Below are 23,372 nucleotides of genomic sequence, written 5' to 3' on the forward strand. Positions count from 1 at the left end.
GAACCATGTCCAGATCCACCCCGACCGCTCGCGCTGCCGCGGGCCTGTTCCTGATCACCTGGGTGACCTCGGTCGTCGCGCTACCGCTCTACGGGGGGTCGGCCTTCGGCACCGACGCCCCCCTCGCCGGGCGGACGTCGGTGCTCACCGCGGCGCTGCTCGAGGTGGTGCTCGCGGCGGCAGTCGTCGGCACCGCGATCGCGTTGTACCCGCTGCTGCGACCCTTCAGCCAAGGTGTGGCGGCCGGCTACCTGGCCCTACGAACCCTCGAGGCCACGGTGATCCTCAGCGGCGTCGTCGCGATCCTGCCCGCCGTCGCCCGCCCCGCCACCGATGCAGCGCCGGGCCTCGATGCGCACCTCGTGCAGGCACTGCACCTGATGCACGACTGGACCTTCCTGGTCGGCCCCGGTCTGCTGAATCCGATCAACGCCGCGCTGCTAGCCACACTGCTGCTGCGCCGTCGATTGGTGCCACGCATCGTGCCGTGGCTCGGCCTCGGCGGCGCGGTGGTGGTCGCTGCGATGAACCTCGCCGTCATGTTCGGGCTCATCAAGCCTGTGCCGGCGCTCGCGGTGCCGCTGTTCGCCTGGGAAATCGGTTTGGCGGCAACGCTTTTCGTTCGCGGTCTCAAGCCACCGGCGCTAAGGACTCCCACAGGTGATGCGATCGCGGTTCCGGCATGAGTCGGTCCGTTTCGACCCGCTGATCGCGGCATTCCTGGGGGCGTCGGCTCACGGCCACGCGACCACGATGGGCAGGTGTGCCCATGCCGGCGGCGCAACCACCGGGGTCCGGGCGGCATCGCAACCGCGGAGTCTCCACCGGGGAGGCCGAACGGTAGGAGACCATCATGAACCGCACTCGCACCGCCCTCGTCGCGGCCGCCGCACTCATCACGACAGCGACGTTGACCGGCTGCCAGTCGGCCGACGACACGCTGCCGCCCGCGACGTCGACCGCCACCACGACGTCGACGACGCCGAACGACATCAAGATCATCGACCTCACCGGCAAGAAGAACGCCCGCGGCATGGACGTCGCGTTGGTCAGCCCGACCGGCAACCTGCTGTGCGCGATGTCCGACCAGCCGGCCGAGCAGGGCGTCGAGCCGTACGCCGCGTGCCAGGGCGGCAAGATGCCCAACTGGGACTTCTCGCAGAAGTTCTGCGGCGTGGACACCGGCGCGGCGGTGACCACCGTCCAGGTCGACCACATCGCCCGCTGGGTGTGCCGCGGCGACGTCGTCGGCGTCGCCCAGATCGAGGAGCAGGACTGGTGGCGCGGCCGTGGCTTCCCGATGCAGGACAACATGGCGGTGCTGCCGTACGGCTACGCGATCCAGACCGGCACCCTCACCTGCACCTCGCAGATCGAAGGCGTCACCTGCACGAACCACCAGACCGGCGCGACCTTCTTCACCAACAAGTCGGTCACCCGGTTCGACGGGTAGTACGGCTCCGGACGCGGCTGATCGGCCAGGATGGATCCATGACTGTGATCCGCCCCGCCGCACCGACCGACGCCGACGACATGGCGGAGGTGCAGAACGCGATCTATCGGGCCGGCCTGCGGTCGACCCCGGTCGACGTCGAGCAGATCCGTGAGCGCTACCTCGACCAGACCTACGGGATCGCGTGCCCGGTGGCCGAGCAGGACGGCCGGGTCATCGGCTTCCAGTCGCTCAAGCGGGCGTGGCCGGACAACCCCTACGACGTCGCCGAGGGGTGGGGGATCATCGGCACGCACATCCACCCCGACGCCGGCCGTGGCGGGTTGGGCCGCAAGCTGTTCGCCGAGTCGCTGGCGGCGGCGAAAGCGGCCGGCCTGCAGCACATCGACGCGACCATCGGCGCCGACAACGAGGCCGGTCTGGCCTACTACGCGGCGATGGGCTTCGTGCCGTATCGGGACGGGGACGGTGCGATCCCGCACCGCCTCGACCTCTGAGCCGGGCTGCGGGATCAGTGGTCCCGCAGGGCCTTGATCAACTCGTCCTTGTTCATGTCCGACCGGCCGTCGATGCCGACCTTGCGGGCGCGGTCCATGAGTTCGTCCTTGGTCATGTCGTCGTACGAACCCGACTCGCCACCCTTGCGGCCGACCTCCTCCCGTGAGGTGTTCGCCGCCGCGTTGGCGATGCGGGCCGACTTCTCCTTCGAGTCGCCCTCGTCGCGCAACTTCTCGTAGAGCTCGGGGTCCTTGACCGACGGACCCGGGTCTTCGCGCTTCTTCTCAGGCATCGCTGCTCCTTGATCGGGGACATCTCAACGATGCCACGCACGGCGCCGCGGCGGTTCGCCCGATGGGGTGGTGTCCGTCGACGGTCGTTCCGTTCGTTCTTTCGCACACCTCGACGGCGACGATGGTGGACGCAGTCGTCGAGGCTTCACGGGACGGCGGTGCCGGCGCTCCTCGACCGCTAGGTACGATGGATCAGTCACTCGCCGATCGGAGCCGCTCATGCCCAGCACTCGCACCCTCGCTCGCGTCGCACTCGGCACCTTCCTCACCTTCGCCGGCACCGGCCACCTGTCCTTCGCCCGCCAGGAGTTCCAGGCGCAGGTGCCCGACTGGTTCCCCGCCGACAAGGACGTCGTCGTGTTGGCGTCCGGGGTGGTGGAGATCGTCCAGGGTTTGGCCTTGGTGAGCGGATGGAACCAGCGGACGGTCGGCAAGGTCGTCGCCGCGTTCTTCGTCGCCGTCTTCCCCGGCAACATCAGCCAGTTCCTCGAACACAAGGACGCTTTCGGTCTCGACTCCGACGCCGCACGTGCCGTGCGCCTCGCCTTCCAGCCGCTGTTGGTGGCCTGGGCGTTGTGGTCGACGCACGGGCCGGACGAGCGCGAAGACGGGGAGGCTGCAGCGGGCTGAGCGATTTCTCGCGGTTTCGAGACGCGCTCCTTCGTCGCGCTCCTCAACCACCGAGCGAGCTCGCCGCGCGGGCCCGCGCGGCACACCGCCGCAGATGGTCGCGTTCCGCGGTGCTTGTCGCGGCATCGGCGGCGTCCGCGTATTCGGTTGCAGCCACAGCGAACTCGCCTCGCTGCTCGTGCAGGTAGGCCGACACCGCGAGCCATCGCGGCGTGTCTGCCGGCACCTCCGACAACGCGCGCAACCAGAGTGCTGGACCGTCCGCCTCGCCGACCGCGACCGCACGATTCAGCCGCACCACCGCGCTGTCCGCGGTGAGCCGCACCAACTCGTCGTACCAACCGACGATCTGCGGCCAGTCGGTCTCGTCGGCGGTGCGGGCGTCGGCGTGCAGCGCGGCGATCGCGGCCTGCGCCTGATACTCCCCGAGCCGATCACGCGCCAGGGCGGCTTGCAACGCCTCCACACCCTCGGCGATCTGCGAGGTGTTCCAGAGCGAGCGGTCCTGCTCGCCGAGCGGTACCAACCGTCCCTGCGCGTCGGTGCGCGAGGCCCGTCGAGCGTCGTGGATGAGCATCAACGCGAGCAGGCCGGCGACCTCGGGTTCGTCTGTGAGAGAAGCGAGTCGGCACGTCACCCTGATCGCCTCGGCGGCAAGATCGACGTCGCCGCCGTAGCCCTCGTTGAAGATCAGGTAGAGCACCCGCAGCACGGTCGCGAGGTCGCCCGGCCTGTCGAGGCGGTGGCCGCGCAGCGTGCGCTTCGCCCGACTGATCCGCTGCGCCATCGTGGCCTCGGGCACCAGATGAGCCCGCGCGATCTGCGCCGTCGTCAGTCCGGCCACCGCGCGCAACGTCAACGCCACCGCGGCCGACGACGACAGCGCCGGATGCGCACACCGGAAGTACAGCTGCAGAGTGTCGTCCTCATCGGGAACGAGCTCGGGCGCCGGCTCCCGCTCCACCGCCTCCTCCCGGCGCCGTCGCGCCTGATCAGACCGCGCCGCGTCGACCACCTTTCGCCAGGAAGCCGTTACCAGCCAAGCGAATTCGTCGCGGGGAGGATCAGTCGGCCAACTGCTCAGGGCGCTCACCAAGGCGTCCTGCACGGCGTCCTCGGCGGTCGCGAAGTCGACTCCACGCCGCTCGAGGACGCCGATCACGCCGGGCACGATCTCCCGCAGCCGGGCCTCGTCCATCGACGTCAGCCGTGGCAGTTCTGCGGGTCGTCGGGGGCCGAGGTGAGGAACGGCCGCACCTCGAGCCTCTCGTGGATCGGGCGCCCGCCCTTGCCCGGCGCCGCCGACAGTTCGCCGGCGAGCTCGACCGCGCGGTCCCACGAGTCGACGTCGATGATCATCCAACCGGCGATCAGGTCCTTGGTCTCCGCGAACGGCCCGTCAACCACCGGCGGTTTGCCCTCGCCGTCGTACTGCACCCACGCGCCCTTCGGCGCCAGCGCCTGCCCGTCGACGTACTCGCCGGTGCCGGTGAGCTTCGTCGCGAAGTCGTTCATGTACGCGATGTGGGCGTCGATCTCGTCCTGCGTCCACTCGTCCATCGGGTGGTCGTTCACGCCGGCCGGAGCGCCGCGGTAGTGCTTCAGCATCAGGTACTTCATGGTCGTTCTCCTTCTGAGCCTCGGACGGCCGCAGTGGCCGCCTCACTGTGGAGACGGAGCCGGATCGCCGTTCTTGACATCGTCCTCGACCTTTGTCAGATGCGGTCCGGTGATTCGCGCAGCTCGTTCATCCTGCGCTCGATGTCCGGAGCCGGCCACCAGTGGTGAGAGTGATCGTCCTACGCCGGAATGAGGAGTACGTGCTGGCGATCGCGGGGGCTCAGCCACGCCGCGATTTCGGCATCGAACGTGGCGAGGACGGCGCCCGACTCTGCTGCGAGATTGACCAGATGGAGGTCGGTGACCTGGCGATGACCCATGATCACCGCGGTGTCGACCGTCGGTCGCGTAAGTGTCGTGTCGTCGACAAGGAAGGTCCACCGGGAGTCGGCGCGCATCCCGCGCATGACCGCCAACGCTTCCGCTGCTTCGCGTTGGCTGCCCGTGATGACGGGGTTGAGCAGCATTCGAATGAGTGATGACTCCGTGATCGAGCAGGTTGCCCACGCGCTTCGATCGGCCAGGAATCGATGGGCGCTTCGGTGATGGCATCAGCACATCACGGCATTGGTCGGCCCGAGACCGATCCGCGCAGCGACTCGACGCGGCGTACGGTCGGTGCGGTGAGTGGGTCCACCTCCTTCGAACGAGTCGTCGCCGCCCGCGGCCACGACGGATACCGGCAGTACCGCATCCCCGCGCTCGCGGTGAGTCCGCGCGGCACGCTGAGCGCCGCGTACGACGGCCGCCCCAACCTCGACGACCTGCCGAACCCCATCGACCTGTTGCTGCGCCGCAGCTTCGACGGCGGACGCACCTGGCAGCCGCAGCAGGTGGTGCGGACGGGTGTCGGGCTCGAGGGGTTCGGCGATCCAAGTCTGTTGGTGGACAACGAAACCGGTCGGATCTTCATGTTCCACGCGGCCGGCACGAAGGCCGGCTTCTTCGAGTCGGGCGTCGGGGTCGAGCCGGCGGACGAGGCGCAGCACGTCGATCTGTCGTGGAGCGACGATGACGGGCAGACGTGGCAGCACCGGCGGATCACGGGGGAGTTGAAGGCGGCCGCTTCGTCTGCCGGAGGGGTTTCGACGCGGGCTGCTCGCAAGGTCGCGACGCCCGGCTCAACCGGCGAGAACATGGCGGGCATCTTCGCGGCATCGGGTGTGGGAATTCAGATCCACACCGGACCCTTCGCCGGCCGCCTGGTGCAGCAGTTCGTGGTGCTGGTCGACGGCAAGATCCGCGCGGTCAGCGGGCTGAGCGACGACCACGGCGACACCTGGCGGCTCGGGTCGCTCATCGGCCCGAGCGCAGACGGTGTCGACCCGAACGAGAACAAGGTGGTCTGCCTCGCCGACGGGCGACTGCTCTGGCACAGCCGCGCGTATCCCGTTCGCCTGCAGGCTATTTCGACGGACGGCGGAGAGACCTGGTCGACGCCCACACCCGTCCGCGATCTGCCCGACCCGTCGGACAACGGATCGGTGGCGCGGTTCGACGGACTCCCGCAGCTCGATCTCGCCCGCCCCGAGACCGACACCTGGCTCATCGCGAGCCACAACCACGACACCGCGCTGCGCCGCAACACCGTGCTGCGGCTCTCGACCGACGAAGGACGCACCTGGCCGCACACCCTGTCGATCTGTGCCGGCTCGTCGGCCTACTCCACGGTGCAGCGGCTGCCCGACGGGCGCATCGGCGTGCTCTACGAACGGCAGGGATACACCGAGATCGTCTTCACCTCGATCGATGCGCAGCAATTGATCGACGCCGGCGAACTGCCCGCCGACGGCCGCCGGCCCTTCGCGTTCGACCTCGTACTGCGCTCGATCACGCCGGGCCGCCCGGACACCTGGCAGCACGTCGGCGAGTTCCACGTCGTGCCGACCGCGGTCGAGGGCGTCGACCGGCGCGCGTGGAAGGAGGTCGGCCAGGCGTACGGCGCCGAGGGCCAGGTGATCGGAACGCGTGAGGCGCAAGACCTCAACTACGGCCCGCCGCGGCCGGGCTACCGCGCGGGCGACCTGCTCACCTTCGCCGGACGCGTCCGCAACACCGGCGACGAACCCCTCGTCGTCGAACTCACCGGGCCCGACGTGCCCGCCGAGATCGAGCTCGAACCGGGGCAGGAGTTCGTGCTCGACGCGTCGTACCAAGTGACCCCGGCCGACATCGCGCGCGGCGAAGTGGTCGTCGAGTTCACCGCGTCCGCCGGTGGTGTCGACCGGCGCACGACCCACCGGTTCGACACGGAAACCGGAGCCGTGCAGGTGGTCTAGGCGTATGGTTCTTGGCGAGAGGGCCGATCCGGATGATCGACCAAGGCCCCCCGCTTGGGTTCAGTACGGAGGCGGCGTCCACGTTCGAGCGTGGGCGCCGTTTCACATGGCAGGCCGGCCAGGTGGTTCGGCAGCGACGCAAGCGCGACGCGGGATGTCCCGGCCCGTCGGGGCCACCCACTAACCTCGCTGCAGAAGGAAGTCCACGGGAGGGAGCAGACATGAGCGACAACGGAGGCGGCTGGGACGAACCCACCCGCGCGATGCCCAACGTCGGTGATCAGGCTGCGCAGCAAGCAAACCAGCAGCAGCCGGGTCAGCAGGGCCAGCAGCCGCACCAGCAGCCGAACCAGCAGCCGAACCAGCAGGGTGGTCAGTACGGCGGCCAGCAGTACGGCGGTCAGCAGTACGGCCAGTCCAGCCAGGGTGGTCAGCAGTACGGCCGGCAGCCGCACCAGCCGTCGCACCAGCAGCCGAACCAGCAGGGTGGCCAGTACGGCCAGCCGCAGCACCAGCCGTACGGCGGCCAGCAGGGTCAGCAGGGTCAGTACGGCCAGCCGGGGGGACAGCCGTACGGCCAGCAGCCGGGAAACCAGGGCTACGGCCAGGGCGGTCAGCCGCAGTACGGTAACCAGCCCGGTCAGTACGGTCAGCAGCCGCAGCAGAATCAGTGGAATCAGCCAGGTTACGGCCAGCCGGCGTACGCCGGTGCGAACGCGGGTGCCGCCACTGGCGCGCCGGCGAGCGGCCTCGGCAAGACCCTCGGTTGGGTGCTCGTGGCGCTCGGTGTCGTGCTCGCGCTCGTGTGCTTCGGCACCTGGGCCAATGCCAACGTCAAGATCTCGAGCGGGGTTTACAACCTCGACATGACGATGAAGATCGACGGGTTCGGCGGCACCTCCTACGAGGGCCTGCCCCCGGGAGCCGATCAGCCCGACAGCAACGACAGCAGCAGCGACGGTCGTGACCCGTTCGGCTTGCCGATCCTGATCCTCGGCGTCGGCGTGGCGGCGATGGGTGTGCTGCGCGGAATGCGCAAGCGGTGGGCAGGCTGGATCGCTGCCGGACTTGCGGCGGTCGCGACGCTGCTCGCGATCCTCGACTTCGCGGATGTGCAGGACAAGGTCGACGAGCTGAAGAACACCTCAGGCCTGCCGGCCGGAAGCTCCGCGAGCGTCAGCACCGGCTGGGGTCTTTGGATGGCGTTGCTCCTCGGCATCGTGACAATCGCGGTCGGCGTCGTGTCGTCGATCAAGAAGTAGCGCAACTCCAGGCGCGTAACGGGCGGGGTCACCAATGCGGTGGCCCCGCCCTTCGCATGCCCGCGAACCCGCTGCTCGTACAGTGGCAACGTGACGAAACTCCTGATCGGCCTCGACGTCGACGGCACCATCATTCATTACAACGGTGACGCCTCCGATCGCGTGCGCAAGGCGATCGGTGCGGTGGTGGAGGCGGGTCACCACGTCGTGATCGCCACCGGCCGCTCGATCACCGGCACCGTGCCGATCATCGAGATGCTCGGGCTCACCGAGGGCTATGTGGTGTGTTCCAACGGTGCCGTCACCGCGCAGATCGACCGCAGCGAGCCGCACGGTTACCGGCTGCTCGACAGCATCACGTTCGACCCGCGTCCGGTGCTCGACCGGCTCAAGGGCGCGTGGCCCGACGGACTCGTCGCGATCGAGGTGATCGGCGAGGGCTACCTGGTCAGCGATCACTTCCCCGAAGGCGAGCTGCTCGGTGAGGTGCACGTGGTGCCCTGGGACGAACTCGCCCAGCCGACCACCCGCATCACCTTCCGTTCGCCCACCGGCACCGCCGCCGAATTCGTCGAGTTGGCAGCCGGATTGGGCCTGCACGGGGTCAACTACGGCGTCGGCTACAGCGCCTGGCTCGACATCAACCCGGCGGGCGTCAGCAAGGCGTCGGCGCTGGAGAAGGTGCGCGAGCACTTCGCCGTCGACGCCGCCGACACCGTCGCCGTGGGCGACCACCGCAACGACATCGAGATGCTCGGGTGGGCCGGCCGCGGCGTCGCCATGGGCCAGGCCCCGGACGACGTGAAGGCCGTGGCCGACGAGGTCACCGGCACCGTCGAAGAAGACGGCCTGGCGCAGGTGCTGGAGTCGCTGTGAACCGCCCCGCCCCCTCGAATCCGCGTGAGTTTGTGGGGTTCGTGCTGCGAGCGAACCCCACAAACTCACGCGGATTCGCGGTGGTGCGGACGCCGGAGGCGGCATGGCCGACCTGCTGATCACGTCGGCCGCGAACCCGCGCTTGAAGCAGCTGGTGTCGTTGCGGCGCCGACGCACGCGCGAGGAGCAGGGCGTCACGCTGCTCGAGGGCTACGACGAACTCGCGCTCGCGCTCGAAGCCGGCGTGCGGCTGCGCACGCTCTACCACTGCCCCGAGCTCATGCTCGACGCCGAGCACCAGCAGCAACTCGTCGACGACGAGCGCGCTCACGGTGTCGAGGTCGTACGGCTGTCGCGCGCGGCGTTCGAGAAGGTGGCCTACCGAGAAGGTGCCGACGGGTTCCTCGCGGTGGCGCCCGCCGTCCGGCACGGCCTGGACAATCTCGCGCTGCCGGACAACCCGCTCGTGCTCGTCGCGGAGGGCGTCGAGAAGCCCGGCAACCTCGGCGCGATGTTGCGCACGGCCGACGCCGCCGGTGTCGACGCCGTGCTCGCCGCCGACCCGGTCACCGACTGGGGCAACCCCAACGTCGTGCGCGGGTCGAAGGGCACCGTCTTCTCGGTGCCGGTCGCGTCGGCGTCCACGGTCGACACGTTGAAGTATTTGCGCGACAACGGAATTCGGTTGTTCGCGGCGACGCCGGACACCGACGTGCTGCACACCGACGTCGACCTCACCGGCCCGGTCGCGATCGCCGTCGGCACCGAGAAGTACGGCCTCACCGACGAGCTGATGGACGCCGCCGACTCGCGCATCCGCATCCCGATGGTGGGCCGCGCGAACTCGCTCAACGTCGCGACCTCAGCCGCGATCGTGCTCTACGAGGCGGTGCGCCAGCGTGGTACCCGGTGACCTCCGGCGGCTTCGCGTGGTGCGTCCGGGCGAGTGCGCCCCGGGGATGACCCCGATTACAGCGCGGTGGTGGGCCAGTGGCACGATCTATGGCATGCGAGTCGACCATGTGGTGTACGCCGCTGAAGCCGAAGGCCTGCTGCCGACGGCCAAGCGGCTGGGGGAAGCGCTGGGTGTCGAGCCCGGTGACAGTGGGGTTCATCCCAGGTTCGGGACGCGCAACGTGATTCTTCCGTTGGCGAACCACCGCTTCGTCGAGGTCGTCGAAGTGCTCGACCACCCGGCCTCCGACAAGGCGCCGTTCGGTCAGGCCGTGCGCGCCCGCTCCGAGCAGGGCGGCGGCTGGCTCGGTTGGGTCGTCGAGGTCAAGGACATGGCAGCCGCCGAGAAGCTCGTCGGCCGTCCGGCAGCACCCGGCAACCGGCACCGTCCCGACGGCACCGAGGTCACCTGGAAGCAGCTCGGCGTCAAGGGCCTGATGGCCGACGCCCAGGTGCCCTTCTTCATCGAGTGGAGTGGCGACCAGCCGCACCCCTCGCAGATCGGCAACAGCGAAGCCGACCTCACCGCGATGCGCATCGCCGGCTCGCCCGAGCGGGTGCGCGAATGGCTCGGTCTCACCGGCGAGCCCGGTGTCGACCGCGAGGAGTGGGAGCCGCAGATCGACTTCGATTTCATCGCCCCCAACGGCACGCCCGGTCTGATGTCGGTGGTCTTCCAGACCCAGAACGGCACCGTCGAAATCTGAGGCGAAATCTGATTCGACGTGCGAAGCTGCTCCCGATGTGGGGCCGCTTCGTCGTATCCGGCGAGGATCGGACGGTGGACAATGGCACCGTGAACTCGCTCCCGCCGCCGGCCGCGCAATGGTCGGGCAGCAACGCCTTCCGCCTGATGCCCGACGACGAACTCGCCGAACGCCGCTCGAGCGCCACCAGCACGCTGCACGCCGGCGGCAAGAGCTGGACCCTGGAGTACGACTGGGTGCACCCGGCCGATGGCACACAGTCGGGCATTCTGCTCATCGGATCGGCAGGCGACGACGGGCAGGTGACCGTCGCGTGGACCGACTCCTGGCATCAGCAACCGACCCTCGGGGTGCTCCTCGGCCGGTTCGTCGACGGCACCATCGCGGTCGAGATGGACTACGCGCCCGGGTGGTCGTGGCGCATCGCGCTGCGCCTCGGCGACGACGAGCTGCGCATGGTCATGCACAACGTGATGCCCGACCTGCCCGACGGTTACGTCGTGATGGACGCCGCCTGGTCCCGGGAGGCCTGAGCTCGCCTGACTCCCACGCCATGGGTCGATGATCGGCCCTGCCGAGCGCTGCACGTCAGGCGCCGGAAGGAGCGGGAGTCACATCCAGAGACACCCCAAACGACGGTCTCGGCTCGAGTTGGTGGCCGCCGGGTGAGTTGGTGGTCCTTGACGGACTTCGACCTGCGCCCATGGCCACCAACTCCGCTGTAGGCCACCAAGTCACGACCTCGACCTGGGCCTCAGTCAGCGAGTTCTTCCGGAAGTTCGGACACCTGCAACGCGCACCACGGACTCACGTCGCGTTCGCCGGAGAGCACCTGTGAACGGAAGGCGGCCCAGTCGTGCCACTCGATGGCGGCGACCTCAGCCGGGTCGGGGCTCAGGTCGTCCGGCTCGGTGCAAACGGCGACGTAGACCGGGCAGACCTCGTTCTCGACGATTCCATTGTCCATCACCGCGCGATACCGGAAATCCGGCAGAGCCGGGCGGAGATCGGTGAGTTCGATGCCGAGTTCCTGGCGGGTGCGGCGCCGGACGGCGTCCTCGACCGACTCGCCAGGAGCAGGGTGGCCGCAGCAACTGTTCGTCCACGCACCGGGCCAGGTCTCCTTGCGCAGCGCCCGTTTGGTCACCAGCACGCGTCCGGACTCATCGATGACGTAGCAGGAGAACGCAAGGTGCAGGGGTGTCGATTGGTGGTGCACCTCGCTCTTGGGGCAGGTGCCGACGGCGTTGCCGTGCTCGTCCAGCAGGACGACTTCTTCAATGGTCTGTGCAGTCATCTGCTGCCTCCTGAACTCGGGATACGGAGTACTAGTGCGTTCGGTGCCGGGCTCGGCACAGGTGCTGTCGCGAAGTGCGGCTGCAGCCAGACGGTCGGCACCGCTGCGAAAAAGCTGCGGTCGACGTCCGCGGGGCCGGAAACCTGCAGTCCGATGCCGATGCGGTTGGTGGCGTGGGTCGGGTCGTCGAGCAGCGGCGCGGTGATCCAGTGGGTGAGCGCGTACCCGATCAGGATGAGGGACAGCGGCGACAGCGCGATCAGCAACTGGGCAATGGGCCCGTGCCGCGTTGGTTCGACCTCTGGCTCGGACGTCGGGATCACGGTTGGATTCGTCATCGCGCCCGCCGCAGGAGTGGCTCAGTGCGGAAGCGGTTGTATCGCTGAATCGCTATGAACGGCAGGTTGATCGCGATTCCGTACCCGATGAGCACGGCAGCGATCGCGGGCGGGTTCCACAGCACGAACACCGGGCCGGCGAACATTGCCCACCAGTGGCCGAGTTCGGCGCGGCGGGTCTCGCGGACGAACAGTTCCAGACCGGATTTGTCGAGGGCGGGCAGCTGGCGTTTGCTGACCCCGCCGGCGAACAGTGCGCCGGCCTCCGGCACAGCGTCCTTCCACCGGTTGATCCGCAGCCGGCGGCGGTACCAGCGTCCGCCCTGCTCGAAGGCGAGCGGGCGCAACAGCCGGTGATCTCGGGCGAGCCACTGCGGGGTGAGTCGGTGGGCTGCGTATCCCGTCGCCGCATGGATGACACCCCAGGCGGCGATGTCGGCCAACGCGGTCCAGCCCTGCGGCATGACGTAGTCGAGCATCACGCCCCCAACCGCACGGTCCGCCCGCGCCAGCGCACCGAGCCACGCAGGGTGTTCACGGTGGAGATTGCGAACAACAGGTCGAAGGCCAGCAGGGGCAGCGGGAACAGTGCCCAGGTCCACCAGCGGAAGGACCCGACACGGCGCAGAATGACCCGGAGTTGGAGCGCGAACACCACCCACGCGAGCAGCCATATGCCTGCGTCAAGAGCCTCGTCAGCCGTCCACATGGCGAGCAGTGTGTTCACGGCGACGAGGTGGTGGGCGCAGATCCACAGCCCGGTGGCAAGGCCGGCCCGCGGATCAGTGGCGGCTGCACCGGACGCCATGTTCTTGGTCCATCCGGCGACCAGCTGTCGGATCCCGTTGGGATAGCTGCGCATTCGGATCTGCGAACCACCGGCAACGCAGTGCACCGACAGCCCGGCCTTTTCGTAGGCGGCTGCCAGTTCGACGTCGTCCAGGATCTCCCCACGCACCGCTGCGTGCCCGCCCGCGCGCTCGTAGTCGTCTCGGGAGGTGAGCAGACAGGGGCCGAAGGCCATCGGACGTCGTCCGACTCCGGACGCGAACACACCGCTGGCCATCACCGCGACGGCGTTGAAGTATGCCGACAGTTGCTCATAAGTGCGCTGCACCCGGTGATACGGCTGCACGGAGATCAGGCCGCCGAACCTTCGATGCAGGTCGACGATGCCGCCGAGGGCGCCGGACGCAAGCACCGTGTCGGCGTCCAGGAACAGCAGTAGTTCCGCGTCGGTGGAGTTGGCTCCGACGTGACAGGCCCACGCCTTGCCGGTCCACCCCGGCGCAGGGGTGCCGGGCGAGATCACCTCGACGCCGGCCTCGCGGGCGAGCGCGGCCGTCGCATCCGTCGATGCGTCGTCGATGACGAGCACGCGCACCGGGACGCTCGACCGGTCCAAGGATTCGAGTAAGGCCGGCAAGGATGCCTGCTCGTTGCGAGCCGGGACGATCGCGCACACGTCACCGGCGGCGCTTCCGCTCGCAGCGACGACGCGGAACCGGACCATCAGCACGTAGCCGGCGAGTACGGCGGCGACGAGCACCACCGCGTACAGCACCTCAAGCATGGTGATCCGCAGGAGTCAGTCGCAGGGGCATTCCGCCGCGCGGATGCACAGCAACGAGCGTCTCCGGCTCCGGCCGCGTCCAGCCCGCAGGCGTGTCGAGCCGGTAGGACGACAACAGTTCGCCGATCACCACGAGCATCTCGCCGAGCGCGAAGTCACGTCCGATGCACAGCCGCGGACCCTGTCCGAACGGGATGTAGCCCGATGTCGGAACGCCCTGTATGAATCGCTCCGGCCGGAATTGCGTTGGCTCGGGCCAGGATTCGCCTCGTCGGTGCAACAGCCACGGGCTGATGATCGCCAATGTGCCTGCCGGGAGCTCGATGTCACCGACCCGCTCGGCAGCGAGTGAACGCCGGGAGATCGCCCAGGCAGGCGGGTACAAGCGCAGAGCCTCGTCGATGGCGGCACGGGTGATCGGCAGTTGCTCGCGGGGGGTCAACATGGAAACCGGCGAACCGAGCGCGCCGAGTTCGGCGCGCATCCGATCCTGAATCTCGGTGTGCTCGGCCAGCAACATGAGCGTCCAGCTGAGCGCGGCGGCGACGGTCTCGTGACCCGCGATCACCATCGTGATCAGTTCGTCCCTGATCTCGACGTCGGTGAGCTCGCTGTCGATGAGCAGACCGAGCAGATCGTCGCCGTGAAAGTCAGGCGTCGAGGGCGCCGCGGTCCGGCGTCGAGCGGCGATGATGTCGGTAGCCACCGCGTCGAGTTTCCTTCGCACCGAACGCAATCGGAGGTTCGTGCGGGTCGGCGCCCACTGTGCGGTCGGCAGCACCGATCGACCGAGGCGGACGATGAACTCGGCGGCACCGCTGGATGCGCCGAGGAGGCGTTCGGTGCTGGCGGTGAGGTCGCTGGAGAAGAGAGCACGGCCGACTGCGTCCAAGCCGATGCGATGCATCAGCGGACTGACGTCGACGACGGACCCCGAGTGGGCAGCAGGGGTGTGATCGGCAAGGACGGTGCGGGCGGCGTCACGCACCTGCTCGCCGACTGCCTCCAGACGCCGGCGGTGGAAAACCGGCGCGGCCAGGCGTCGGTGCTTGATCCAGTTCGGTTCGGCGCAAGCAAGCAGGCCGGGCCCGGTCACCCGTGCCAGCGCGGCGTACTGCACGGTCTGCTTGCTCCAGTTGCGAGCCGAGGTCTGCAGCACCTGGCGAACGTGAGCGGGGTCGTTCAGCAACACGGCCGGTGCACCGGGCACGGGGAAGGCGACGGTGTCGCCGAAACGTTCGGTCACCTCGGTCAGGAAGGTGAGCGGGTCACGACGGACGGACCGGAAGGCGCGCGCCATGTCGGCAGAACTCGGCCCTGGCACACCGATATCGGCCGGTTGCAGCGCTTGCAGCCGGTCAGCGAGGTTCATGCCGACGCCTTCTCCCGGCGTCCCGACCAGACCCACACCGCGCAACTGGTGAGCACCAACGCGAATCCGAAGGCGAGGTCCTCGACAGGTGCGAAAAGAAGGCGTCCACGTCCGAACGCCACGACCTCGGAGTCGCCGATGATGACGTCAGGGTTGTACTGCACGATGCGGCGGCCGGTCAGCCAACCGTTGGTCAGGATCTGGAAGAACACGATGATCGCGTACGACAACCACCACGTGCGCGACGTGGTCAGCCGGGTGCGCAGACCCCATCGGTCGAGAGCGATGCTCGCCACGACACCGAGGACGGCCAGGACGGTGTACGACATCAGCGTTCCTGTCCGTCGACCGGGTCACGTCTGACCGTTGCGCGAATACCGCCGTGGCGCCGGACTGTTAGAACCCCTTCGAAGGTGATGACGCTGACGATGGGGATTACGACGAAGAAGAGGATCTCCTCCGGTGGCAGACCGCCGATAGACCAGGGCAGGGTCTGATCGGCGTCGAACCACCAGTGTCCGGCGTGGGTCACCAGCACGTCCCAGATCAGGAAAGGAGTTCCGGCGAGGACCACGGTGAGCAGCAGCCGGCGCCACCTGCGGCCCAACTCCAGCCCGAACGCGGGGATCAACGGCAGCGTCGCGCCCACGCAGAAGACCAGCATCGCCAGGTAGGCGAAGCGTTCGAGACTCATCGACCGTCCACCAGGGTCGGGGAACTGGACCGATCGCCGGTGAGGCGCTTGAGCACGAGTTCGGCGCTGATCAGGCACATCGGTAGTCCGACGCCCGGCACCGTGCTGGCACCCGCGTAGTAGAGCCCGTCCACTTTCGACGACACGTTCGACGGGCGCAGGAAGGCGCTCTGGCGCAGCGTGTGCTCCAGACCGAGCGCGCCGCCGCGCCAGGCGTTGTAGTCGTCGGCGAAGTCGGCCGGACCGATGGTGTGCCGCACCACGATTCGTTCCCGCAGATCGGGTACGTCCGCCCACTGCGTAATTTGGTCGAGGGCCGCATCGACGGCTCGCTCGACCTGCTCGTCGCCGGTGCCTTCCGGGCCGCCGTGGCCGATCTCGGTGTCGGCAGGGACAGGAATCAGCACGAACAGGTTCTCGTGCCCCTCGGGGGCCACGCTCAGGTCGGTCGCCGACGGCTTGCAGACATAAATGGACGCGGGTTCGGGGACGCGCGCAGCTTTGCCGAAGATGTCGCCGAAATTCTGTTTCCAGTCCGCGGTGAAGAACAAGGAGTGATGTGGCAGCTGCGGCATCTCACCTTCCACACCGAGGAGGGCGAGCACCGCACCGGGCCCGGGTGAGCGCTTGGTCCACGCCTTCTCCGGGTGGGTCTGCTGCTTCTCGGGGAGCAGGGTGGTCTCCAGGTGGTGCAGATCGGTCGCACCGACGACGACGTCGGCCTCGATCACGGACGCTGCGCCATCCGCGCTGAGGTGCTCGACGCCGGTCACGGTGGGCTTGGTGGACCCGTCGGTCAGAATCCGGGTGACAGCCGAGCCTGTGTGCAACCGGGCTCCGTGCTTCTCGGCAAGCGCCGCGATCACGCGGATGAGTTCGGTGAAACCACCCTGTGGGTAGAGCACCGATCCGGCGATGTCGAGCCGGCTCATCAGGTGGTACATGCTCGGCGCGCGATCCGGTGAAGAACCGAGGAAGACCGCCGGGTATCCCAGGATCTGACGAATTCGATTGTCGCTGAAGCGATCCGCGACGAACCCTTGGAGCGACTGGGTCAGCAACCGGGACAGTTTCGGACTGCGCCGGATGACGTCGGTGCCGAAGAACGACGCCGTCGAATCGAAGTTGGAGTAGAGGAAGCGGCGCATCGCCGTGTCGTACGTGTCCTGCGCCGACGACAGGTAAGCGTCCAGGCTCTTGCCCGCGCCCGGCTCCAGCGACTCGAAGACGGCCCGGTTGACATCGCGGTCCGGACGGACGTCGACGGACCCGGGGTGATCCTGGAAGAACACTCGATAGCTCGGGTCGAGCCGGACCAGGTCGAGTTCGTTCTCGACGGTGGTGCCGAGAAGCTCGAAGAAGTGCTCGAACACTTCGGGCATCAGGTACCAGGACGCGCCGGTGTCGAACCGGAAACCGTCCCGCTCCAGGCTGCCGACGCGGCCGCCCAGTACGTCGTTCTTCTCCAACAGATCGACGTCGTGGCCCTGGGCCGCGAGCAGACCCGCAGTGGCCAGACCGGCGATCCCACCACCGATGACCACGACCCGTCGCGAACCGGTACCCGCCGTCATCGCAGGTCCTGACGAACGGCATTGCCGGCGATGCGCAGCTTGACGTGTCCGGGCACACGAACCCGTTCGCGTCGGATCTGCTCGGCCGGCGTGGCGCGTAGACGGACGCCGAGTTCGGCGAACGTGTCGTGTGCGACCTGGACGGCTCGTCGGCTGGACGGGGGGAGGTGGTCGATGGCGTTCTGGGCGGCCGCGAGGTCGGCGTCGATGTCGTTCAGGATGCGGTCGCGATCGGCGTCGGTGAAGTTGTCGGGGTCGACCCCGGGGAAGTAGCCACGGTCGAGCGTATCGGTGTCCTGGGCAAGGTCGCGCAGGAAGTTGATGTTCTGGAACGCGGCGCCGAGCCGTCGCGCCCCCGGCGCCAGTTCGTCGTACCGCGCGGACCGGTCCGCCTCGGTTGCCAGGAACACCCGTAGGCACATCAGCCCGACGACCTCCGCCGACCCGTAGACATAACGGTCGATGCTTTCGAGGGTGTGCGGTGCGGGGTCGAGGTCACGCGCCATCGATGCGAAGAAGGGGTCGATGAGGTCATCGCCGATGTCGCAGGCCCGAGCGGTCAGCGCGAAGGCGTGCACGATGAGGTTTGCGCTGTAGCCGGTGACCAGGGACTGACGGACGTCGGCGAGGAGCGCGTCCAGCATGGCCGAGCGCTCGGTGCTGCCCAGGCCCGCATCCGGGTTGTCGACGATCTCGTCGGCGATCCGGACCAGTGCGTACACGTTGCGGACGTGGCATCGCACCGGCTCACGCAGCAGCCGGGATGCCATCCCGAACGAGCTGGAATACCGGCGGATCACCAGGTCGGCACAGTCTCGGGCCACCGAGTCGTAGAGCTCGTTCGTGCCGTGAACACTCCTCATGCCGCTTCGCTGTCGTCGAGCAGCAGGGTGAGGCTGTCGGTGATGATCGCCGGCAGTTCCGTGGGCAGGCCGAGCGCCGTGATGTGCGCGTGCGCGAGGCGCAGGTGCTCGTGCATCAAGCCGGTCACGAACTCTCGTGAGCCGTTTCGGGTGAGCAGTCGGCGCACTTCTGCCAGCTCGGCGTCGCCGAGGTCGCGTCCGAGATGACTGTCGATCTCGTCCCACTCGTCGGTGGAACGTGCGTGGCTCAGCAGCGGGGTCTGCTTGCGGGTGCGCAGATCGCAGGTCGTGCTCTTAAGGGTCAGATCCGGATTGCCGAACACACCCAGCAGGTCGTCGGCGAGCTGGAAGGCGACGCCGAGGTGGCGCCCGACGACATCGCACTCCTGCACGATGTCGGCTCCGGCACCTGCCAGCAGCGCGCCCGCCTGCAACGGAAGGGAGAAGGAGTAGGCGCTCGTCTTGTGTTCTGCCATCGCCAGGCTGGCGTCGGTGGATGCCGGTTCCAGTCCGAGCGAGAGGCGGACGTCGGCCAGTTCACCCGCGGTCGTGATCTGCAGCGCAGTGTCGAACAGGTCGAGCAGACGGTTCGTGACGGCGGGGGAGACGCCGCAGGTGGCGATCGCGCGCAACGCGGTGGCCATGGCCAGATCTCCGGCGAGAATACCTGCGGTGAAGGCGAGTTCGGCGGCTGCGTCCTCGTCCGCGCCGTGCTCTCGAGCCCAGGTGCGGAAGGTGCCACTGACGTTCGGACGCCCGCGACGGATGTCATCCCCGTCGATGACGTCGTCCTGGATGACGAAGGCGGTGTGCAGTAATTCGATCGCCGCACCGACCTGTGCGACAGCCTCGTGCTCGGTGCCGTCGAACGTGTCGTGAGCGGCACGGACGAGAGCCGGTCGGAATCGCTTTCCTCCGATGCTCGCGTCCTCGAGTGCATTCCACAGACGCGTGTGGTCCGGGCTCCTCAAAGCGGCCCTGCTGCGCCCATCCCCGAGCATCGCCGAAAGGGCCCGGTCGGCGGCCGCGGTGTCGCGCCAATGACAAGCAGCCGGCCGAGTACCGGTCTGAGTGGCCATCGAGTCTCCTTGGTCGTGGATTTCTCAGACTGACCGCCGTGCGATAAAGATGTCAAAGCTTTGTCCAAGGTTTCGCACTGCTGTCGCACGCAAGAGGTTAGATTGAGCCGGTGGCTATTGAACCTAGCATGCGCATCGGGCGCCTCGCCGAACTCGTCGGCGTCTCGAGCGATGTACTTCGCGTATGGGAGCGCCGGTACGGGCTGTTCGAGCCCGAGCGCACGCCCGGAGGATACCGCCTGTACTCCGAGGCCGACCTCGACCTCGCGCGCCGGGTGCTCGCCTTGCGGGAGAAAGGCGTGCCGATTTCGGCCGCCGTTTCCGCAGTCACCCAGGGCCGGCCGATCCGCTCGGCGAGCGCGGAACAGGGGTTGCAACTGCGGCGGGAACTCGAGGCTGCTGCAGGTGAATTCGACGAGTTCACGTTCGTGTCGGTGCTCGACCGCGCTATCGACGAGTTCGGTGTCGCCGATACCATTCACGACATTCTGATGCCGCACCTGCAGCAGGTGGGCACGGAATGGGAAGCGGGTCGGATCAGCGTCGCGCAGGAACACTTCGTCAGCCATATCGTTCGTCGACGGGTCGGCGCGCTGGCCAGGCTGGTGGACGACGCGGACGCTCCCATCGCGGTGCTGGCCTGCCCGCCCAAGGAGTTGCACGACATCCCGCTGCTCGCCCTCGGCGTCCTGATGTCCGATGCCGGATGGCGGGTGCGTTACCTCGGCAGCAACACCCCGCTGAAGGACCTCTACGGAGCATGCGAACGACTCGACCCCGACCTCATCATCATGTCGGGCACCCGGCGCACCGTCTTCGAGGCCCGTGCAGGAGCCCTGCGTCGGCTCTCGCAACGCTGGCCGATGGCCATCGGGGGACGAGGCGCGACGCCCTCGGTCGCCGCCGTGATCGGTGCCGACCGCTTGCCCGAACACCTCCGAGACTCAGCCGAATTCCTGCTGACGTCCCGGGATCAATATCGCCGGCCCGCCGCCGGTCAGTAGACCCTCCCGGCGTCTGCCGGTCCGTTCACCACGATTCCCCCGGAGGAAGCTTATGAACTCGTCCCGTCTTGCCCTGGTCACCGGAGCAACCGGCCACGTCGGCGGCCGTTTGGTGCCGGCACTGCTCGACGCGGGTTTCCGCGTGCGGGTGCTCAGTCGTCACCCCGATTCACTTGCGTCGGCATGGGCCGAGCGCGTGGAAGCAGTCGAGGGTGACGCCTCCGAACCTGCTGACCTGGCGAAGTCTCTCGCCGACGTCGACGTCGCGTACTACCTGCTGCACTCAATGGACGGCGAGGGTGACTTCGAGGAACGCGACCGAGAAATGGCGTCCAGATTCGCCTCTGCTGCAAAGAAGTCCGGCGTCGACCGGATGGTCTACCTGAGCGGACTGCACCCTTCTGGCGAATTGTCGCCGCACCTCGCATCGCGGGTGGAGGTCGGCAAGATCCTGCTCGACTCCGGTGTGCCGACCGCCGTGCTGCAGGCCGGCACCGTGATCGGCGAGGGATCGGCGTCCTTCGAGATGCTGCGTCACCTGTCCGAGCGACTGCCGCTGGTCATCGCTCCCCGCTGGCTGAAGAGCAAGATCCAGCCGATCTGCGACGACGACGTCATCCATTACCTCGTCGGCGCGGCTGACTTGCCGCAGGAGGTGAACCGCGCCTTCGACATCGCCGGCCCGGACGTGCTCACCTACGCCGACATGATGCGCCGGTATGCGTCCGCAATCGGGTTGCCAAAAAGGCGGATTGCGACGGTTCCGGTGCTCACGCCGAACCTCGCCGGTCATTGGGTCGGGCTCGTCACCCCCGTGTCGGCAGGGGTCGCCAAGCCGTTGGCCGGGAGCCTGGTGCATGACGCAGTTGCGTCGGAGAACGACATCGACGAGTACGTGTCACCGCCCGAGGGTGGCCTCGCCGGGTTCGAGGAGTCGGTGCACCGCGCGACCAAGGACGTCGACACCCGCGCGTGGTCGCGTTCGGTCAAGACCTCCGCGGCGATCGTGGGGGTAACAGCCCTCGTGGGTTCGTTGCTGACCGACCCGAACAGCCGCTGGTACAAGAGCCTCGACCTGCCGCCGTGGCAGCCGCCGGCCTGGGCCTTCCCGGTGGTGTGGAGCGCGCTCTACGCAGGTACGACAGTGGCGTCGGCAGCCGCCATCGCCGAACTGCCTGAGCCGCAGGCGAACTCGTTCAAAACGGCGCTCGTGGCCAACATGGTGCTCAACGCCGGGTGGAGCGGCGTGTTCTTCCGGGCGCACCGACCCGTCGCTGCCACGGTTGTGGCCGGTGCACTGGCGGCCAGTAGCGCCGATCTGGCTCGCCGCGCCGGCGCATCGCCGGGCACTCTGCGCAAGCTGACGCTCGGGTCGTACGCCGCGTGGTGCACCTTCGCCACGGCACTCAGTGGGGAGATCGCTCGGCGCAACCACTGAGCGGGCTACCGTCCCGCCGCCGAATCGGCGTGAGTTTGTGGGGTTCGGACGCGGCACGAACCCCACAAACTCACGCCGATTCGGAGGCGGAGCGCAGCCACAGCAGCGTGGTCACGGCTGCGCCGTCGGCTGCTCCAGGTAGGCGACGAGCTGCGGCGCGAGGCCGACGTAGCTTGCCGGAGTGAGTTCGAGGAAACGCGCCTGCACCTCTTCGGGCAAGCCGAGGCCGCGCACGAACTCCTGAAGGTCGGCTTGGTTGATGCGGCGGCCGCGGGTGAGTTCCTTGAGCCGCTCGTAGGGCTGCTCCATGCCGGGCACGCCCTGCGCGCCGAGCGCGCGCATCGCCGACTGGATCGGTTCGCCGAGCACCTCCCAGTTGGCGTCGAGGTCGGCGGCCATCGCCTCCGGCACGGCGTCGAGACCGGCGAGCCCGCGTCCGGCGTTGTCGATGGCGAGCAGCGAGTGGCCGAACGCCGTGCCGATGTTGCGCTGCATCGAGGAGTCGGTGAGGTCACGCTGCAACCGCGACTGCACGAGCGTCGAGGCCAGCACGTCGAGCAGCGCGTTGCTCACCTCGAGGTTGGCCTCGGCGTTCTCGAAACGGATCGGGTTGACCTTGTGCGGCATCGTCGACGACCCGACCGTGCCCTGGCCGCGCACCTGGGCGAAGTAGCCCATCGAGATGTAGGTCCAGACGTCGGTGCACAGGTTGTGCAGGATGCGGTTGAACCGCGCGATGTCGGCGTAGAGCTCGGCCTGCCAGTCGTGGCTCTCGATCTGCGTGGTGAGCGGGTTCCAGGTGAGCCCGAGCGACTCGACGAACGAGCGGCTGATCGCCACCCAGTCGGTGCTGGGGACGGCGGCGGTGTGCGCGCCGTACGTGCCGGTGGCGCCGTTGATCTTGCCGAGATACTCGGCGCGCTCGATGCGGCGCACCTGGCGGCCGAGGCGGTGGGCGAGCACCGCGAGCTCCTTGCCCATGGTGGTGGGGGTGGCCGGCTGACCGTGGGTGTGGGCGAGCAGCGGCACGTCCTTGAGGTCGCGCGCCATGGTGGCGATCGCCTCGACCAGCGCCGTCGCGCGCGGCAACCACACCTGCTGCGTGGCGCCCTGCACCATCAGCGCGTAGGACAGGTTGTTGATGTCTTCGCTGGTGCACGCGAAGTGGATGAGCTCGGCCAGGCCCTTGGCGTCGTCCGCGCCGACGACGGCCGTGAGGCGCCGCTTGAGGTAGTACTCGACCGCCTTCACGTCGTGCACGGTCTCGCGCTCGATCTCGGCGAGCTCGGCGACGTCGTCGAGGTCGAAGTCCTCGACGACCGCGCGCAACTGGTGCTGCTCGGCCTCGGTGAGCGGGCGGACGCCGGGCACCGCACCCTGGGAGGTGAGGTGGATCAGCCACTCGACCTCGACGTTGACCCGCTGCCGGTTGAGCGCGGCCTCGGAGAGGTGGTCGACCAGTGCCGCGACCGCGGCGCGGTAACGACCGTCGAGGGCGCCAAGGGCGATGGGCGGCTGGGCTTCGGCGAGGGAGCGCATGGGCTCATTCTTCCAGCGGCCCGGCGCGC

27 protein-coding genes are annotated in these 23,372 nt (G+C 68.3%); 12 read left to right on the top strand and 15 right to left on the bottom strand.

The genetic code is table 11. The features are described 5' to 3' along the window. Positions 1 to 5 precede the first annotated feature (5 nt). The 3 genes from DFJ65_RS03375 to DFJ65_RS03385 all read left to right on the top strand — a co-directional run bounded on the left by DFJ65_RS03375 (position 6) and on the right by DFJ65_RS03385 (position 1,950). Entirely contained in the window at positions 6 to 686 is a 681-nt protein-coding gene (locus DFJ65_RS03375) for a DUF4386 domain-containing protein (protein ID WP_115921807.1), read from the top strand. A gap of 167 nt (positions 687 to 853) precedes the next feature. Then, positions 854 to 1,453, top strand: coding sequence for a hypothetical protein (locus DFJ65_RS03380; RefSeq protein ID WP_115921808.1), 600 nt, complete (start codon positions 854 to 856; stop codon positions 1,451 to 1,453). Positions 1,454 to 1,491: 38 nt separating this feature from the next. After that, positions 1,492 to 1,950, top strand: coding sequence for a GNAT family N-acetyltransferase (locus tag DFJ65_RS03385; RefSeq protein WP_115921809.1), 459 nt, complete (start codon positions 1,492 to 1,494; stop codon positions 1,948 to 1,950). A 14-nt stretch (positions 1,951 to 1,964) separates the two neighbouring features. Here the strand turns inward: DFJ65_RS03385 and DFJ65_RS03390 are convergent, their stop codons facing one another. After that, positions 1,965 to 2,243, bottom strand: coding sequence for a DUF7218 family protein (locus DFJ65_RS03390; protein ID WP_115921810.1), 279 nt, complete (start codon positions 2,241 to 2,243; stop codon positions 1,965 to 1,967). 220 nt (positions 2,244 to 2,463) lie between these two features. Between DFJ65_RS03390 and DFJ65_RS03395 the strand changes: the two genes are divergently transcribed. Continuing rightward, complete coding sequence (locus DFJ65_RS03395) at positions 2,464 to 2,874, top strand: DoxX family protein (RefSeq protein ID WP_115921811.1); 411 nt, start codon at positions 2,464 to 2,466, stop codon at positions 2,872 to 2,874. Between the two features lie 43 nt (positions 2,875 to 2,917). Here the strand turns inward: DFJ65_RS03395 and DFJ65_RS03400 are convergent, their stop codons facing one another. The 3 genes from DFJ65_RS03400 to DFJ65_RS03410 all read right to left on the bottom strand — a co-directional run bounded on the left by DFJ65_RS03400 (position 2,918) and on the right by DFJ65_RS03410 (position 4,961). Next, positions 2,918 to 4,072 (bottom strand): RNA polymerase sigma factor, encoded by a 1,155-nt coding sequence (locus DFJ65_RS03400; RefSeq protein ID WP_115921812.1) that lies wholly within the window; start codon positions 4,070 to 4,072, stop codon positions 2,918 to 2,920. A gap of 5 nt (positions 4,073 to 4,077) precedes the next feature. Then, positions 4,078 to 4,494 (bottom strand): YciI family protein, encoded by a 417-nt coding sequence (locus tag DFJ65_RS03405; protein WP_115921813.1) that lies wholly within the window; start codon positions 4,492 to 4,494, stop codon positions 4,078 to 4,080. A gap of 179 nt (positions 4,495 to 4,673) precedes the next feature. Then, entirely contained in the window at positions 4,674 to 4,961 is a 288-nt protein-coding gene (locus DFJ65_RS03410) for a PIN domain-containing protein (protein WP_115921814.1), read from the bottom strand. 156 nt (positions 4,962 to 5,117) lie between these two features. On the opposite strand from DFJ65_RS03410, the gene DFJ65_RS03415 reads away from it, so the two are divergent. From DFJ65_RS03415 to DFJ65_RS03440, 6 genes are all read left to right on the top strand, one after another. Next, on the top strand, positions 5,118 to 6,773 hold the full coding sequence (locus tag DFJ65_RS03415; RefSeq protein WP_245949969.1) for a sialidase family protein: 1,656 nt from the start codon (positions 5,118 to 5,120) through the stop codon (positions 6,771 to 6,773). Positions 6,774 to 6,994: 221 nt separating this feature from the next. Next, on the top strand, positions 6,995 to 8,035 hold the full coding sequence (locus tag DFJ65_RS17680; RefSeq protein ID WP_211308356.1) for a DUF5336 domain-containing protein: 1,041 nt from the start codon (positions 6,995 to 6,997) through the stop codon (positions 8,033 to 8,035). A gap of 90 nt (positions 8,036 to 8,125) precedes the next feature. Continuing rightward, positions 8,126 to 8,911 (top strand): HAD family hydrolase, encoded by a 786-nt coding sequence (locus tag DFJ65_RS03425; protein ID WP_115921816.1) that lies wholly within the window; start codon positions 8,126 to 8,128, stop codon positions 8,909 to 8,911. 103 nt (positions 8,912 to 9,014) lie between these two features. Further along, complete coding sequence (locus tag DFJ65_RS03430; protein WP_115921817.1) at positions 9,015 to 9,824, top strand: TrmH family RNA methyltransferase; 810 nt, start codon at positions 9,015 to 9,017, stop codon at positions 9,822 to 9,824. A 94-nt stretch (positions 9,825 to 9,918) separates the two neighbouring features. Then, a complete protein-coding gene (locus tag DFJ65_RS03435) occupies positions 9,919 to 10,572 on the top strand; it encodes a VOC family protein (RefSeq protein WP_115921818.1) in 654 nt (217 codons plus the stop codon). A gap of 89 nt (positions 10,573 to 10,661) precedes the next feature. Continuing rightward, positions 10,662 to 11,105: a hypothetical protein gene (locus tag DFJ65_RS03440; protein ID WP_147301296.1), complete on the top strand. Its 444-nt coding sequence runs from the start codon at positions 10,662 to 10,664 to the stop codon at positions 11,103 to 11,105. A gap of 221 nt (positions 11,106 to 11,326) precedes the next feature. Here the strand turns inward: DFJ65_RS03440 and idi are convergent, their stop codons facing one another. From idi to DFJ65_RS03490, 10 genes are read right to left on the bottom strand one after another with little or no spacing between them, the layout of a single operon-like run. Beyond that, positions 11,327 to 11,869 carry an isopentenyl-diphosphate Delta-isomerase gene (gene idi / locus DFJ65_RS03445; RefSeq protein WP_115921820.1) on the bottom strand — a complete coding sequence of 181 codons (543 nt, stop codon included), beginning with the start codon at positions 11,867 to 11,869 and terminating at the stop codon, positions 11,327 to 11,329. Then, positions 11,866 to 12,207, bottom strand: coding sequence for a hypothetical protein (locus tag DFJ65_RS03450; protein WP_147301297.1), 342 nt, complete (start codon positions 12,205 to 12,207; stop codon positions 11,866 to 11,868). Before DFJ65_RS03450 ends, idi begins: the two co-directional genes overlap by 4 nt. Next, positions 12,204 to 12,686 (bottom strand): glycosyl-4,4'-diaponeurosporenoate acyltransferase CrtO family protein, encoded by a 483-nt coding sequence (locus DFJ65_RS03455; RefSeq protein WP_245950369.1) that lies wholly within the window; start codon positions 12,684 to 12,686, stop codon positions 12,204 to 12,206. The genes DFJ65_RS03450 and DFJ65_RS03455 overlap by 4 nt, the downstream gene beginning before the upstream one ends. Further along, positions 12,686 to 13,780: a glycosyltransferase family 2 protein gene (locus DFJ65_RS03460; protein ID WP_115921823.1), complete on the bottom strand. Its 1,095-nt coding sequence runs from the start codon at positions 13,778 to 13,780 to the stop codon at positions 12,686 to 12,688. Before DFJ65_RS03460 ends, DFJ65_RS03455 begins: the two co-directional genes overlap by 1 nt. Continuing rightward, positions 13,773 to 15,152: a cytochrome P450 gene (locus DFJ65_RS03465; RefSeq protein ID WP_115921824.1), complete on the bottom strand. Its 1,380-nt coding sequence runs from the start codon at positions 15,150 to 15,152 to the stop codon at positions 13,773 to 13,775. Before DFJ65_RS03465 ends, DFJ65_RS03460 begins: the two co-directional genes overlap by 8 nt. Next, the gene (locus DFJ65_RS03470) at positions 15,149 to 15,481 is read right to left on the bottom strand and encodes a lycopene cyclase domain-containing protein (RefSeq protein ID WP_115921825.1); all 333 of its coding nucleotides are present in this window, start codon (positions 15,479 to 15,481) and stop codon (positions 15,149 to 15,151) included. Before DFJ65_RS03470 ends, DFJ65_RS03465 begins: the two co-directional genes overlap by 4 nt. Further along, complete coding sequence (locus tag DFJ65_RS03475; RefSeq protein ID WP_115921826.1) at positions 15,481 to 15,846, bottom strand: lycopene cyclase domain-containing protein; 366 nt, start codon at positions 15,844 to 15,846, stop codon at positions 15,481 to 15,483. The genes DFJ65_RS03470 and DFJ65_RS03475 overlap by 1 nt, the downstream gene beginning before the upstream one ends. Next, the gene (gene crtI / locus DFJ65_RS03480; RefSeq protein WP_115921827.1) at positions 15,843 to 17,420 is read right to left on the bottom strand and encodes a phytoene desaturase family protein; all 1,578 of its coding nucleotides are present in this window, start codon (positions 17,418 to 17,420) and stop codon (positions 15,843 to 15,845) included. The genes DFJ65_RS03475 and crtI overlap by 4 nt, the downstream gene beginning before the upstream one ends. Continuing rightward, entirely contained in the window at positions 17,417 to 18,283 is an 867-nt protein-coding gene (locus DFJ65_RS03485) for a phytoene/squalene synthase family protein (protein WP_115921828.1), read from the bottom strand. Before DFJ65_RS03485 ends, crtI begins: the two co-directional genes overlap by 4 nt. Then, positions 18,280 to 19,362, bottom strand: a complete 1,083-nt coding sequence (locus tag DFJ65_RS03490; protein WP_115921829.1) for a polyprenyl synthetase family protein — start codon at positions 19,360 to 19,362, stop codon at positions 18,280 to 18,282. Before DFJ65_RS03490 ends, DFJ65_RS03485 begins: the two co-directional genes overlap by 4 nt. Positions 19,363 to 19,472: 110 nt before the next feature. Here DFJ65_RS03490 and DFJ65_RS03495 point away from each other — a divergent pair, with 110 nt between their 5' ends. After that, a complete protein-coding gene (locus DFJ65_RS03495; RefSeq protein WP_147301298.1) occupies positions 19,473 to 20,366 on the top strand; it encodes a MerR family transcriptional regulator in 894 nt (297 codons plus the stop codon). Between the two features lie 52 nt (positions 20,367 to 20,418). After that, positions 20,419 to 21,804, top strand: a complete 1,386-nt coding sequence (locus tag DFJ65_RS03500; RefSeq protein ID WP_115921831.1) for a tryptophan-rich sensory protein — start codon at positions 20,419 to 20,421, stop codon at positions 21,802 to 21,804. 111 nt (positions 21,805 to 21,915) lie between these two features. Here DFJ65_RS03500 and purB read toward each other — a convergent pair whose 3' ends face one another. After that, on the bottom strand, positions 21,916 to 23,343 hold the full coding sequence (gene purB / locus DFJ65_RS03505; protein WP_115921832.1) for an adenylosuccinate lyase: 1,428 nt from the start codon (positions 23,341 to 23,343) through the stop codon (positions 21,916 to 21,918). Positions 23,344 to 23,372 lie beyond the last annotated feature (29 nt).

Origin of the sequence: Calidifontibacter indicus, assembly GCF_003386865.1 — a bacterium.
GTDB classification, from domain to species: Bacteria; Actinomycetota; Actinomycetes; order Actinomycetales; family Dermatophilaceae; genus Yimella; species Yimella indica.